Annotated in this window: 13 protein-coding genes; 7 read left to right on the forward strand and 6 right to left on the reverse strand. The window is 55.8% G+C overall.

Translation table 11 applies throughout. The annotated features are described in order from the left end of the window. The 3 genes from B3797_RS10535 to rnd all read left to right on the forward strand — a co-directional run bounded on the left by B3797_RS10535 (nt 1) and on the right by rnd (nt 3,690). Nucleotides 1–591 carry a Slp family lipoprotein gene (locus B3797_RS10535; protein WP_120453931.1) on the forward strand — a complete coding sequence of 197 codons (591 nt, stop codon included), beginning with the start codon at nt 1–3 and terminating at the stop codon, nt 589–591. Between the two features lie 203 nt (nt 592–794). Beyond that, nucleotides 795–2,471, forward strand: coding sequence for a long-chain-fatty-acid--CoA ligase FadD (fadD, locus tag B3797_RS10540; protein ID WP_311782292.1), 1,677 nt, complete (start codon nt 795–797; stop codon nt 2,469–2,471). Nucleotides 2,472–2,568: 97 nt separating this feature from the next. Next, on the forward strand, nt 2,569–3,690 hold the full coding sequence (gene rnd, locus B3797_RS10545) for a ribonuclease D (RefSeq protein WP_311782291.1): 1,122 nt from the start codon (nt 2,569–2,571) through the stop codon (nt 3,688–3,690). 52 nt (nt 3,691–3,742) lie between these two features. On the opposite strand, the gene minE is transcribed toward rnd, so the two are convergent. The 3 genes from minE to minC are packed head-to-tail and all read right to left on the reverse strand — an operon-like array spanning nt 3,743 to nt 5,566. Then, entirely contained in the window at nt 3,743–4,012 is a 270-nt protein-coding gene (gene minE / locus B3797_RS10550) for a cell division topological specificity factor MinE (protein WP_033746630.1), read from the reverse strand. Nucleotides 4,013–4,015: 3 nt separating this feature from the next. Beyond that, entirely contained in the window at nt 4,016–4,828 is an 813-nt protein-coding gene (gene minD / locus B3797_RS10555; RefSeq protein WP_120453937.1) for a septum site-determining protein MinD, read from the reverse strand. Nucleotides 4,829–4,861: 33 nt separating this feature from the next. Next, nucleotides 4,862–5,566, reverse strand: coding sequence for a septum site-determining protein MinC (gene minC, locus B3797_RS10560; protein ID WP_311782290.1), 705 nt, complete (start codon nt 5,564–5,566; stop codon nt 4,862–4,864). Between the two features lie 154 nt (nt 5,567–5,720). On the opposite strand from minC, the gene B3797_RS10565 reads away from it, so the two are divergent. From B3797_RS10565 to B3797_RS10575, 3 genes are all read left to right on the forward strand, one after another. Beyond that, entirely contained in the window at nt 5,721–5,996 is a 276-nt protein-coding gene (locus tag B3797_RS10565) for a YcgL domain-containing protein (RefSeq protein ID WP_311782289.1), read from the forward strand. A 307-nt stretch (nt 5,997–6,303) separates the two neighbouring features. Next, nucleotides 6,304–6,963 carry a fumarylacetoacetate hydrolase family protein gene (locus tag B3797_RS10570; protein WP_311782288.1) on the forward strand — a complete coding sequence of 220 codons (660 nt, stop codon included), beginning with the start codon at nt 6,304–6,306 and terminating at the stop codon, nt 6,961–6,963. A gap of 66 nt (nt 6,964–7,029) precedes the next feature. Next, the gene (locus B3797_RS10575) at nt 7,030–7,476 is read left to right on the forward strand and encodes a YcgN family cysteine cluster protein (protein ID WP_311791053.1); all 447 of its coding nucleotides are present in this window, start codon (nt 7,030–7,032) and stop codon (nt 7,474–7,476) included. A 35-nt stretch (nt 7,477–7,511) separates the two neighbouring features. Here B3797_RS10575 and dsbB read toward each other — a convergent pair whose 3' ends face one another. After that, nucleotides 7,512–8,042 carry a disulfide bond formation protein DsbB gene (gene dsbB, locus B3797_RS10580; RefSeq protein WP_311791054.1) on the reverse strand — a complete coding sequence of 177 codons (531 nt, stop codon included), beginning with the start codon at nt 8,040–8,042 and terminating at the stop codon, nt 7,512–7,514. A 117-nt stretch (nt 8,043–8,159) separates the two neighbouring features. Further along, a complete protein-coding gene (nhaB, locus tag B3797_RS10585; RefSeq protein WP_311791055.1) occupies nt 8,160–9,689 on the reverse strand; it encodes a sodium/proton antiporter NhaB in 1,530 nt (509 codons plus the stop codon). 205 nt (nt 9,690–9,894) lie between these two features. Between nhaB and fadR the strand changes: the two genes are divergently transcribed. Continuing rightward, entirely contained in the window at nt 9,895–10,614 is a 720-nt protein-coding gene (gene fadR, locus B3797_RS10590; protein WP_311782285.1) for a fatty acid metabolism transcriptional regulator FadR, read from the forward strand. Between the two features lie 224 nt (nt 10,615–10,838). Here fadR and B3797_RS10595 read toward each other — a convergent pair whose 3' ends face one another. After that, nucleotides 10,839–12,374: a SpoVR family protein gene (locus B3797_RS10595; protein WP_311782284.1), complete on the reverse strand. Its 1,536-nt coding sequence runs from the start codon at nt 12,372–12,374 to the stop codon at nt 10,839–10,841. Between the last annotated feature and the right edge of the window lie 63 nt (nt 12,375–12,437).

Raw genomic sequence — 12,437 nt, forward strand, 5'->3', positions numbered from 1 at the left:
ATGTCAGTATGTCATAAAGGAATGTCCGGTGTTTTGTTAGCGTGCGCGCTGCTGCTCAGCGGATGCGTAACGGTGCCGGATACGATTAAAGGAAGCTCCGCGCTTCCCCAGCAGGATCTGGTCCGGGTGATGAACGACCCGTCGCTCTATGTCGGGCAGGAATCACGCTTCGGCGGCAAAGTGGTTAAGGTAACCAACCTTAACGGCAAAACCCGGCTGGAGATCGCCACCCAGCCGCTGGACGACAGCGCCCGCCCGCGTTTAGGCGCGGCGTCCGTCGGGCGTATTTATGCCGATATCAATAACTTCGTCGATCCCACCGATGTTAACAATCAGTACGTTACCGTACTGGGCAACATCAAGGGAACCGAGAAGGGGACTATCGGCGCAGCCAGCTATAACTTTGTGGTCGTCGATGTACGCGGCTATCAGCGCTGGCATCTGACGCAGCAGATCAACACGCCGCCGCAGCCGATCGATCCCTGGATCTGGTATGGCCCGTCGCGCCATCACCCCGGCTACTGGGGGCCAAATCCCTACTGGGGAATGAACAGCGGACCCGCTCAGGTAGAAACTATTCTGACGGAATAGGCGTTTAATGCGCTATTCAGGCCCGGCCGCGCCTGCCGCGACCGGGCTTTTTATTGCCGTTGAAAACGGCACGAAAATTAGTGATGCGCTTCGCAACCTCAGCAGGCCGAATCGGGCAAACTGGTACAATGAGTTAAAATATTGTTAACTGGCTGGGTGTTGAGGGTGCAATGGAAAAACAATATATAAATCGAGGTGAACCCTTGAACAAGGTCTGGCTGAAACGCTATCCGGCAGATGTGCCCGCCGAAATTAATGCGGATCGTTATACCTCTTTGGTCGATTTAGTTGAACAGGCCACACAGCGCTACGCCGACCAGACTGCCTTTATTAACATGGGGCAGCCTCTTACCTATCGGCAGCTTGAACAAAAGAGCCGGGCTTTCGCCGCCTACCTGCAGTCCAGCCTGGGACTCAAAAAAGGCGACCGCGTTGCCCTGATGATGCCGAACCTGCTGCAGTATCCGGTGGCGCTGTTTGGCGTGCTGCGCGCGGGCATGGTGGTCGTAAATGTTAATCCGCTCTATACGCCACGCGAACTCAAGCATCAGCTTAACGACAGCGGCGCCAGCGCCATCGTCATCGTCTCTAACTTTGCCCACACGCTGGAAAAAGTAGTGGCAGAAACGGCGGTCAAACACGTTATCCTTACGCGCCTTGGCGACCAGCTCAGGCCGGTTAAAGCCACGCTGGTTAACTTTGTCGTTAAATATATTAAAAAGATGGTGCCCAAATACCATCTGCCGGGCGCGGTGAGCTTTCGCCACGTGCTGCAGCAGGGCGAGTCGATGCCTTATCAACGTCCCGACGTCTCTAATGGCGACCTGGCGTTCCTGCAATATACCGGCGGCACGACCGGCATTGCCAAAGGCGCGATGCTGACCCATCGCAATATGCAGGCCAATCTTGAGCAAACCAAAGCGACCTACGGCAAACTGCTGCGTGACGGCAAAGAGAATGTGGTCACCGCGCTGCCGCTCTATCACATTTTTGCGCTGACCGTGAACTGCCTGCTGTTCCTGGAGCTGGGCGGCCAGAATTTGCTTATCACCAATCCGCGCGATATTCCCGGCTTCGTGAAGTCGCTGTCGAAGTTTCCCTTCACGGCGATTACCGGCGTCAACACGCTATTTAACGCGCTGCTGAACGACGCGCAGTTTAATAAGCTCGACTTTTCGACGCTGCGTCTCTCGGCAGGCGGCGGTATGGCGGTGCAGAAGGCAGTAGCGGAGCGCTGGGAAAAGCTCACCGGCCACTATCTGCTGGAAGGATACGGTCTGACGGAATGTTCGCCGCTGGTCTCGGTCAATCCCTATGACATTACCGAGCATACCGGCAGCATCGGCCTGCCTGTGCCTTCAACCGATGTGCGCGTGGTGGACGATCAGGGCAACGATGTGATTCCCGGCGAGCCGGGCGAGCTGTGGATCCGCGGTCCGCAGGTGATGGCGGGTTACTGGCAGCGGCCGGACGCCACTGAAGAGGTGCTGAAAAATGGCTGGCTCCTCAGCGGCGATATTGTTACCGTTGACCCACAAGGCTTTATCCGCATCGTCGACCGCAAAAAAGATATGATCCTCGTCTCAGGCTTTAACGTCTATCCCAACGAGATTGAAGATGTCTTAATGCAGCATCCCAAAGTGCGGGAAGCGGCGGCGATCGGCGTGCCAAGTGATTTGTCGGGCGAAGCGGTAAAGGTCTGCATCGTGAAAAAAGACGCTTCGCTGACCAAAGAGGAGCTTCTTGACCATTGTCGGCGCCAGCTGACAGGCTACAAGGTGCCGAAAATTATCGAGTTCCGCGACGAGCTGCCCAAAAGTAACGTGGGCAAAATCCTGCGGCGCGAACTGCGTGATGAAGCCCGGCCCAGCGCAAGCTGAGGCCATAAGATTTCTGGTTGAACGCCGGCGAAGCCCGGCGTTTTTATTGATGATGAGATGGAGCGCCGCGCGCAGTCTGTCGCGGTGAAAACAAGATTTGAATTATTCGCTGATCGACCAAAATGAGCAACTGGCCGCCGTTTGCCAGAAGGCGCGCCAGCATGCGGCTGTCGCGCTGGATACCGAATTTGTCCGCACCCGCACCTTTTATCCGCAGCTGGGGCTGATCCAGCTGTTTGATGGCGAACAGCTGGTGCTGATCGATCCATTAACTATCAGTGACTGGACGCCCTTTATCGCTCTGCTGAGCGACACGCAGGTGACAAAATTCTTGCACGCGGGCGGCGAGGATCTTGAGGTATTTCTGCACCGTTTCGGCGTGCTGCCGCAGCCGATGATCGACACGCAGATTCTGGCGGCGTTCAGCGGTCAGCCGCTTTCATGGGGCTTTGCCGCCATGGTGGCGCATTTTACCCAGACGACGCTGGATAAGAGCGAATCGCGCACCGACTGGCTGGCGCGTCCGCTGACTCAGCGTCAGTGCGACTACGCCGCGGCGGATGTGCACTATCTGCTGCCTATCGCGCAGCAGCTGATGACCATGACCGAAGAGGCGGGCAATATGGCCGCGGCGCTCAGCGAGTGCGAACAGCTCTGCCAGCGTCGTCTCGACGTGCTGCAGCCGCAGGAAGCCTGGCGCGAGATCACTAACGCCTGGCAGCTGCGTCCTCGTCAGCTGGCGGCTTTGCAGCTGCTCGCCGCATGGCGTCTCAACGTGGCGCGCGAAAAAGATATGGCGGTGAATTTCGTGGTGCGCGAAGAGAATCTGTGGAAAGTGGCGCGCTTTATGCCTGGCTCAATGGGCGAGCTGGATCACCTCGGCCTGTCGGGCCATGAAATCCGCTTCCACGGAAAAACCTTGCTGGCGCTGGTGGCTGACGCGCAGGCGCTGCCGGAAGAGGCGCTGCCGCCGCCGCTGGGCAATCTGGTGGATCATCCGCACTACAAGAACGTGTTTAAGGCGATAAAAGCGCTGGTGCAGGAAGTGAGTCAGGAAACCGGCTTCAGTCAGGAGCTGCTGGCGTCGCGTCGTCAAATCAACCAGGTATTAAGCCAGTACTGGGGGCTTAAGCCGCAAACGCGCGTGCCGGAGTTGCTGGCAGGCTGGCGCGGCGATCTGTTTAAAACCCGCATCGAGGCTATTCTGGCTCAGTTCTGACAGAAAACATTCCCCTGCTCAGAAGCAGGGGAACATCAGGAACTGCACACAATCATTTGGCCGCTTCTTCCGTTTCCGGTAGCGTCACGTTCAGCTCCAGAATAGAAATATCATCGCCTTTCTGGTCAAGTTGAACGGTGACCATATCGGGGTCGATCTTCACGTACTTGCAAATCACTTCCAGAATGTCGCGCTTAAGCTGCGGAAGATAGTGGGGCTCACTGTCGCCCCTTCTGCGTTCTGCCACGATAATCTGCAGCCTTTCCTTGGCTATGTTGGCAGTGTTCTTCTTCCGGGATAAAAAGAAATCGAGTAATGCCATGGTTTATCCCCCGAACAGGCGTTTCAGGAAACCCTTCTTCTCTTCTTCAATAAAGCGGAAGGGACGTTCTTCGCCGAGTAACCGATCTACGGTATCAGCATAGGCTTTGCCGGCATCGGAATTCGTGTCGAGGATCACTGGTTCGCCCTGGTTAGAGGCGCGCAGCACCGACTGGTCTTCCGGAATAACGCCAACCAGTGGAATGCGCAGGATCTCAAGCACGTCTTCCATGCTCAGCATATCGCCACGATTAACGCGGCCAGGGTTATAACGGGTCAGCAGCAGGTGCTCTTTAACCGGCTCGAGGCTGTTTTCAGCGCGGCGGGATTTAGAGGCGATAATACCGAGGATGCGGTCGGAGTCGCGCACCGAGGAGACTTCCGGGTTGGTGGTGATAATCGCCTCGTCGGCAAAGTAGAGCGCCATCAGCGCGCCGGTTTCAATCCCCGCCGGGGAGTCGCACACGATAAAGTCAAAATCCATCGCGGCCAGGTCGTTCAGCACTTTTTCCACGCCTTCGCGGGTCAGTGCATCTTTGTCGCGGGTCTGGGAAGCGGGCAGAATGTGCAGCATCTCGGTGCGCTTGTCTTTAATCAACGCCTGGTTCAGCGTGGCATCGCCCTGAATGACGTTCACGAAGTCGTAAACCACGCGGCGTTCGCAGCCCATGATCAGGTCGAGGTTACGCAGACCAATATCGAAATCGATAACGACCGTTTTTTTGCCTTTTTGCGCTAAACCGGTGGCGATGGCCGCGCTTGACGTGGTCTTGCCAACGCCCCCTTTACCGGATGTAACTACAATAATGCGTGCCATAAATATTGATTTCCTTAACAGAAGAAAAGGGGCCTAATTAAGTGTCTGGATAGTCAGCGCGCTTTCTGCGAGGCTCAGGCGCGCGGCTTTACCAAAAAATTCCGCCGGGATTTGATCCATGATCCAGTATTCGCCAGCGATGGAGACCAACTCTGCTGCCAGGTTGGTGCAAAAAATCTGGCTGTTGCGATCGCCGCCGGCGCCAGCCAGGGCGCGTCCTCGCATCATGCCGTAAATATGAATATTGCCGTCCGCGACCAGCTCGGCGCCGGCGCTCACGCTGTTAGTGACGATCAGATCGGCATTGCGCGCGTAAATCTGCTGCCCGGAACGCACCGGCGTCGTGATAATACGCGTTTTGCTGGCCATCGGTTCTGCGGGCGCGGCGGGCTGAACCTCCGGTGCGGGCGCTTCGCTGCGCTTGATGCTCTCTTTGCCTTCCGCCAGAACAGGCAGGCCCGCGCGGGCGATCATGCGCTTTAGCGCCTCGTCTTTGCAGCCGCTGACGCCAACGATACGCAATCCGGTCGCGGCAATCGCCTGCTGGAGCTGTTTCCAGTTGACGTTGCCGTTGAGCGCCGCCACATTAAGTACCACCGGCGCGTTTTTTAAAAAGTCCGGCGCCTGATCGATTTTGTCCTGAAGCGCCTTGCGAATCACTTCAGGTTCGGGATGGTGCAGATGAACAACAGACAGGGTAAAACTGCTACCTTTGAATTCGATTGGCGTTTGTGACATCTGTCCCACTCAGTCCTGTTTTCTCGCCCGGCGAACAAACGTCGATAAAATCATCATTTCAGTCCATCCGGTGAATATTCGAAGTTCTGCAAGCATGTTATAGTTACTGTTATTTCCAGGCAAGCCACCATCCAGGTTTATTCGAGTAAAAAATATGTTTTGTGTGATCTACCGAAGCCCGACCCGTGACCAGACTTATCTTTATGTTGAAAAAAAGGACGATTTTTCCCGCGTGCCTGAGGAACTGCTGCGCGGCTTCGGCAAGCCGCAGCTGGCGATGGTGCTGAAGCTGGATGGCCGCGAACGGCTGGCCAACGCAGACATCAATAAAGTTAAACAGGCGCTTAGCGATCAAGGCTATTATTTACAAATGCCGCCGCCGGTAGAAAGTTTGCTGAAAGTTCACCTTGAATCGGCAAAAAAAGATTAATTCAGATTCATCTGTAAATATAATCAGTAGTCCCTGCTTCTTCAGCATAATTATATATAACTATTTCCAGCAAAATAATGGCGCGATTACCGCGCCTTTTACTGTTCATTATTCTTTATTGCTCCCTGACTGGTGATAAATTCACCGCTCCGGCAGCATATATTCACCCTTTTTTGACAATTTACGCACACTAATCTTTGCTAAAGCATCTTATTATGGCCGTTACGGCGGGCGAAGGATCCGCTGAACCGCAAACATCAACGTGCCGGCGTGGCTGGCATCACATAAACCAGAGCAGGGGATTAGCATGTATCAGCATCGTAACTGGCAGGGCGCCTTGTTGGATTATCCGGTCAACAAAGTGGTCTGCGTCGGCAGCAACTATGCGAAACACATTAAGGAAATGGGCAGCGCTACGCCAACCGAGCCGGTGGTTTTTATTAAGCCGGAAACGGCAATTTGCGATCTGCGCCAGCCGCTCTCTATTCCATCCGCTTTTGGTGAAGTTCACCATGAAGTTGAACTCGCGGTACTGATTGGCGCCACCCTGAAACAGGCGAGCGAAGATCATGTGGCGAAAGCGATCGCCGGTTATGGCGTGGCGCTTGATCTGACGCTGCGCGATTTGCAGGCGACTTTTAAAAAAGCGGGCCAGCCGTGGGAAAAATCCAAGGGCTTCGATAACTCCTGTCCGCTTTCCGGCTTTATTCCTTCAGCGGAGTTTCCGGGCGACCCGCAGGATACCGAGCTGAAGCTGGTGGTGAACGGCGAAGTGCGCCAACACGGCAGAACGTCCGATATGATCCACAAGATCCTGCCGCTGATCGCCCATATGAGCCAGTATTTCACCCTGCGCGCCGGCGACGTGGTGCTGACCGGCACGCCGGAAGGGGTCGGTCCGTTACGCTCCGGCGATACGCTGGAAGTGTCGCTGGCCGGACACGGCATCAGCACGCGCGTGCTGTAATGCTTGCAACGCCGCGCCTGACCCGATATAAGGTGCGGTTTTGTGATTAACCCGGACGCAGCCATCATGAGTGAACTTCCTTTCTGGCAGACTAAACGCCTCGATCAAATGAACGACGACGAGTGGGAATCCTTATGCGATGGTTGCGGCCAGTGCTGCCTTAATAAGCTGCAGGACGCCGACACGGATGAGATTTACTTCACCAACGTCGCCTGCAATCAGCTTAATATCAAAACCTGCCAGTGCCGCAACTATGAGCGCCGCTTTGAATATGAAGAGGACTGCATCAAGCTGACGCGTGAAAATATGACGCAGTTTAACTGGCTGCCGCGCACCTGCGCCTATCGTCTGCTGGGCGAGGGTAAAGCGCTGCCAGCATGGCATCCGCTGCTGAGCGGTTCAAAATCTGCGATGCACTCGCAGCGCATTTCGGTGCGTTATATCGCGGTGCGGGAAAGTGAAGTGCGCGACTGGGAAGACCATATTATCGATCGGCCCGACCGCAACGGTTAACAGGAAACAGGCTGCCCAGGCAGCCTGTTCTGTTTTTAGCGGGAGAAGATATCGCGGCGTTTTGGCTTGAGCGGCTGAGCGATCAGCACCGCGATCGCCACGATCAGGTAGGCGGCGAAAATCACTATCATCCACTGCGGCATGCTCAGCGTCAGAAAGTCCCAGTTGCGCTCGGCGCAATCTCCACTGGCGACAAACACCGAGGGCAGCCACTTGTCCAGCGGCAGCCAGCCGGGAAAACGCGCGGCAAAATCGCAGGTCGTAAACGGATTGGGATGCAACTGCAGCATAGTGTGTTCATACGAAAGCCGCAGTCCTTCACAGGCGCTGTAGATCCAGATAGCCAGCCCAGCCCAGCGCAGCGGCGATTTAGGCGCGATGGCGCCGACGACGCCCGCGCCCATGACGCCAAACAGCGCGCAGCGTTCATAAATACACATTACGCACGGCTTCAGGTCCATAACATGCTGGAACCATAATGCCACCAGCTCCAGCGCCAGCGCCGTTATCGCCAGCAGTAACCAGGCGGCGCGGCCGCGCGAACATTGATTCAGATATCGCAACATCTTGCTTTCCCTGTAAACGGTAATGCCACGCAGTGTAAACCAAAAGCGCGGCGGTGCCAGCCCGGCATCAAGGTAAAATCGTGCTCAATTCCGACTTAACCTGATCCAGAGCAGAATTTACATCGGTGGCGCGGCAAGCCAGCCCCAGTGCAACAGCGTTGCCGTAAAGGGTACCAGCAACCAGCGGATGCAAAAATAGCCTGTCAGCGACATCACGAGGGTAAAGGGCAGCGCCATCCACACCATACGGCCATAAGAGAGGCGTATCAGCGGCGCCAGCGCGGAGGTGAGCAGAAACAGAAACGCCGCCTGGCCATTTGGCGTCGCGACCGATGGCAGGTTAGTGCCGGTATTGGTGGCGACGGCCAGCAGCTGGTACTGTTGCAGATCGATCGCGCCCTGGCTGAAAGCCTGTTTCGCCTCGTTGATAAATACCGATCCGACAAAAACGTTATCTGATATCGACGAGAGAAGTCCATTAAAGATGTAATACCAGCTGAGCTGCGCGTGCGGATCGGACTGGAGGACAAAGGCGATAAGCGGGCTGAAGAGCTGCTGCTCGACTATGACGGCGACGATGGCTAAAAATACCGTCAGCAGAGCGGTAAAGGGCAACGCTTCGGTAAAGGCCTGGCCGATAGTATGCTCATCCGTTACGCCGCACAGCGAGGTGGCGAGCACGATCACCGACAGCCCAATCAGGCCGACCTCCGCCAGATGCAGCGCCAGCGCGACGATAAGCCAGCAACCGATAGCCGCCTGAATCCACAGCTTCAGCCGATCCTGGCGCGTACGCTGCGTCGCTGCCTCACGTTCGCTCTGTAGCAGAATCGCACGCACCTCATCCGGCAGGGTCGCGCCGTAGCCGAACAGGCGAAAGCGCTCTACCAGCAGGCTGGTGAGAATACCGCCCAGCAGCACCGGCACCGTTACCGGCGCCATGCGCAGGAAGAAGCTGACAAAATCCCAGCCTGCGGCATGGGCGATGATCAGGTTTTGCGGCTCGCCCACCATGGTCATTACCCCGCCCAGCGCAGTCCCGACGCCCGCCTGCATCATCAGGCTGCGCAGAAAGGCGCGGAACTGCTCCAGCGTGGCGCGCTGATGATGCTCCTCTGCGGCATAGCCGGGATCGGAAGAGACGCGGTGGTAGATCTGATAAAAGCCGACAGCGACGCTGATCACCACGGCGACCACGGTCAGGGCATCAAGAAATGCAGAGAGAAAGGCGGCCGCCAGACAGAAGGTCAGACTGAGCAGCACTTTTGAACGCAGCGACAGCAGCAGCCGCGTAAACATGAACAGCAGCAGCTGCTTCATAAAAAAGATGCCGGCTACCATAAAGATCAGCAGCAGCAGCACTTCCAGATTACCCGCCAGCTGCTGTTTAACCTGTTCGGCACTGGCCATGCCGATGGCAATCGCTTCCAGCGTCAGCAGACCGCCGGGCAGCAATGGATGGCATTTCAGCGCCATGCCGAGCGTGAAGATAAACTCGGCAATCAGCAGCCAGCCGGCGAGAAACGGGCTGACCAGGAAGAAGATCAGCGGATTGATAACCAGAAACGCTAGCAGCAGCGCTTTGTACCAGTTGGGCGACTGCCCGAGAAAGTTGCGGTGCAGCGCCTGGCCCCAGGTGATTTCCATGGCAAAAGTCCTGTACGGGATGAAGAGAATGGCCACAGGGTAATAAGCGAAACAGCAGGGCGCAATCTCGTCTTACAGGATTGCGTACGGCTGCCGGTTTTTGCGCCAGCGCGCGCTTTTAATCCTTGTGCGGTCTATAACACGCCCAGGGCGTCTGGTATGATGAGTGCCATATCGACAAAGAAAGCAACGAGAAAACATCGCTATGGTCATTAAGGCGCAGAGCCCTGCGGGATTTGCTGAAGAGTATATTATTGAAAGCATCTGGAACAGTCGCTTTCCTCCTGGATCAATCCTTCCCGCTGAACGTGAGCTTTCTGAACTTATCGGCGTAACCCGCACCACGCTGCGTGAAGTTTTGCAGCGCCTGGCGCGAGACGGCTGGCTGACGATTCAACACGGGAAACCCACCCGCGTGAATGACTTCTGGGAAACGTCCGGGCTGAATATCCTTGAGACGCTGGCGCGACTTGACCATGACAGCGTGCCGGTGCTGATCGATAACCTGCTGTCGGTGCGTACCAATATCGCCTCTATCTTTATCAGCCGCGCACTACGTCATCATCCCGATAAAGCCCGCGCGGTGCTGGAGAGCGTCGCCGGTATCGATGATCAGGCTGATGCCTATACCGAACTCGATTATCGCGTATTCCGCGGTCTGGCTTTTGCTTCCGGCAACCCGATTTACGGACTGATCCTGAATGGCCTGAAAGGGCTCTATACCCGTGTAGGTCGTCACTATTTTTCAAACCCTGAAGCGCGTGAGCTGGCGCGCAATTTCTACTCGCGGCTTGAAGCGCTGTGCGTGAAAGAACCATCGCAGGAGCAAATTGTTGATGCGGTGCGCGAATACGGTCGTCGGAGCGGCGAAATCTGGCACAGTATGCAGAAAAGCATGCCGGATGACCTGGGCAGCAAACGTTAAAAACAGAAAACCGGACGCCGTCCGGTTTTTTATAGCGGTAAAACAGGCGCTGTCGCGGGTAGCCTCAACAGATCGCAAAGTCGCTCAAGGCATCCCTGCACGCTCGGCCCGCGGCATCCCTGCCGCGGGACGCTTTGCTCTTCTGTTGAGGCTACCCACTCCGTTAGCATGAATGCGGCCTGAAAAAAAACCGGACAGTGTCCGGTTTTCCTCTTGCGAAGACCTTAAAGCGCGTTGCCGCGCGTCGGACAGCGATCCAGCAGCTCAACGCTGCCATCCTCGTTCTGCTGTTCAAGGATCACATCAAACCCCCACAGCCGGTGCACATGCTTCATTACTTCACGGCGGCTCTTGTCGAGCGGCGTGCGGCTTTGCGGTACGTAACGCAGCGTTAGCGAGCGGTCGCCGCGCAGGTCGACGTTATAAACCTGAATATTCGGCTCCAGATTGCTCAGGTTGTATTGCGCGGAGAGCTGCTGGCGAATCGCGCGATAGCCTGCCTCATCGTGAATGGCGGCGATCTCCAGATAGTTATTGCGATCGTCATCCAGCACAGTAAAGAGGCGGAAATCACGCATCACCTTCGGCGACAGGAACTGGCTGATAAAGCTCTCGTCCTTGAATTCGCGCATAGCGAAATGCAGGGTTTCCAGCCAGTCGGAACCGGCGATATCCGGGAACCAGTAGCGATCTTCTTCCGTCGGCGACTGGCAGATGCGCTTGATATCCTGGAACATCGCGAAGCCCAGCGCGTAAGGATTGATGCCGTTATACCAGGGGCTGTTATAGGGCGGCTGAAACACCACGTTGGTGTGGCTGTGCAGGAACTCGATCATAAAGCGCTCCGACACTTTGCCCTCATCATAAAGATGATTGAGGATAGTGTAGTGCCAGAAGGTCGCCCAGCCTTCGTTCATTACCTGCGTCTGTTTTTGCGGATAGAAATACTGGCTCACCTTACGCACAATGCGCAGGATCTCGCGCTGCCACGGCTCAAGCAGCGGCGCGTTCTTCTCCATAAAATAGAGCAGGTTTTCCTGCGGCTCCGACGGGTAGCGCGCCGCCTCGACGTGTACCGCTTCTTTCTCGCGGCGCGGCAGCGTGCGCCACAGGGTATTCACCTGGCTTTGCAGATACTCTTCACGACTCTTCTGTCGCGCTTTCTCCTCCTGCAAGGAGATTTTCTGCGGTCGCTTATAGCGATCGACGCCGTAATTCATCAGCGCATGGCAGGAGTCCAGCAGACGCTCGACCTCTTCAACACCGAAGCGCTCTTCACAGTCGGAGATATATTTTTTCGCAAACAGCAGGTAATCGACGATAGAGCTGGCGTCAGTCCAGCTGCGGAACAGATAGTTATTCTTGAAAAAAGAGTTGTGGCCGTAGCAGGCATGCGCCATCACCAGCGCCTGCATGGTCATGGTGTTCTCTTCCATCAGATAGGCGATGCAGGGATTGGAGTTAATAACAATCTCATACGCCAGCCCTTGCTGTCCGTGTTTGTAGCGCTGCTCGGTTTCAATAAACTTTTTACCGAACGACCAGTGAGCGTAATTAATGGGCATACCCACGCTGGAGTAGGCGTCCATCATCTGCTCAGAGGTAATCACTTCAATCTGGTGGGGATAGGTATCGAGTCGGTAGAGTTTGGCTACGCGGTCAATTTCCGCAAGGTAGACATCGAGCAAATCAAATGTCCAGTCCGGTCCATCGCTGAGTCGTTTGCTGTCCTTAATCGGATCGTCAAAGATTGTCGTCATAGCGCACCTCTGTTTTGCAAACAGGCTTGCCCGATGCGAGCAGCCGGTTCCGGTAATTTCAAG

It is taken from the genome of Pantoea sp. UBA5923 (genome assembly GCF_002431095.1).
In the GTDB taxonomy this organism is placed as follows: domain Bacteria; phylum Pseudomonadota; class Gammaproteobacteria; order Enterobacterales; family Enterobacteriaceae; genus Pantoea; species Pantoea piersonii.

Coding starts and splice junctions, on each gene's coding strand:
- B3797_RS10535 (WP_120453931.1), top strand. CDS start 1: ATGTCAGTATGTCATAAAGGAATGTCCGGTGTTTTGTTAGCGTGCGCG.
- minE (WP_033746630.1), bottom strand. CDS start 4,012: ATGGCATTACTCGATTTCTTTTTATCCCGGAAGAAGAACACTGCCAAC.
- minD (WP_120453937.1), bottom strand. CDS start 4,828: ATGGCACGCATTATTGTAGTTACATCCGGTAAAGGGGGCGTTGGCAAG.
- minC (WP_311782290.1), bottom strand. CDS start 5,566: ATGTCACAAACGCCAATCGAATTCAAAGGTAGCAGTTTTACCCTGTCT.
- B3797_RS10565 (WP_311782289.1), top strand. CDS start 5,721: ATGTTTTGTGTGATCTACCGAAGCCCGACCCGTGACCAGACTTATCTT.
- B3797_RS10570 (WP_311782288.1), top strand. CDS start 6,304: ATGTATCAGCATCGTAACTGGCAGGGCGCCTTGTTGGATTATCCGGTC.
- B3797_RS10575 (WP_311791053.1), top strand. CDS start 7,030: ATGAGTGAACTTCCTTTCTGGCAGACTAAACGCCTCGATCAAATGAAC.
- dsbB (WP_311791054.1), bottom strand. CDS start 8,042: ATGTTGCGATATCTGAATCAATGTTCGCGCGGCCGCGCCGCCTGGTTA.
- nhaB (WP_311791055.1), bottom strand. CDS start 9,689: ATGGAAATCACCTGGGGCCAGGCGCTGCACCGCAACTTTCTCGGGCAG.
- fadR (WP_311782285.1), top strand. CDS start 9,895: ATGGTCATTAAGGCGCAGAGCCCTGCGGGATTTGCTGAAGAGTATATT.
- B3797_RS10595 (WP_311782284.1), bottom strand. CDS start 12,374: ATGACGACAATCTTTGACGATCCGATTAAGGACAGCAAACGACTCAGC.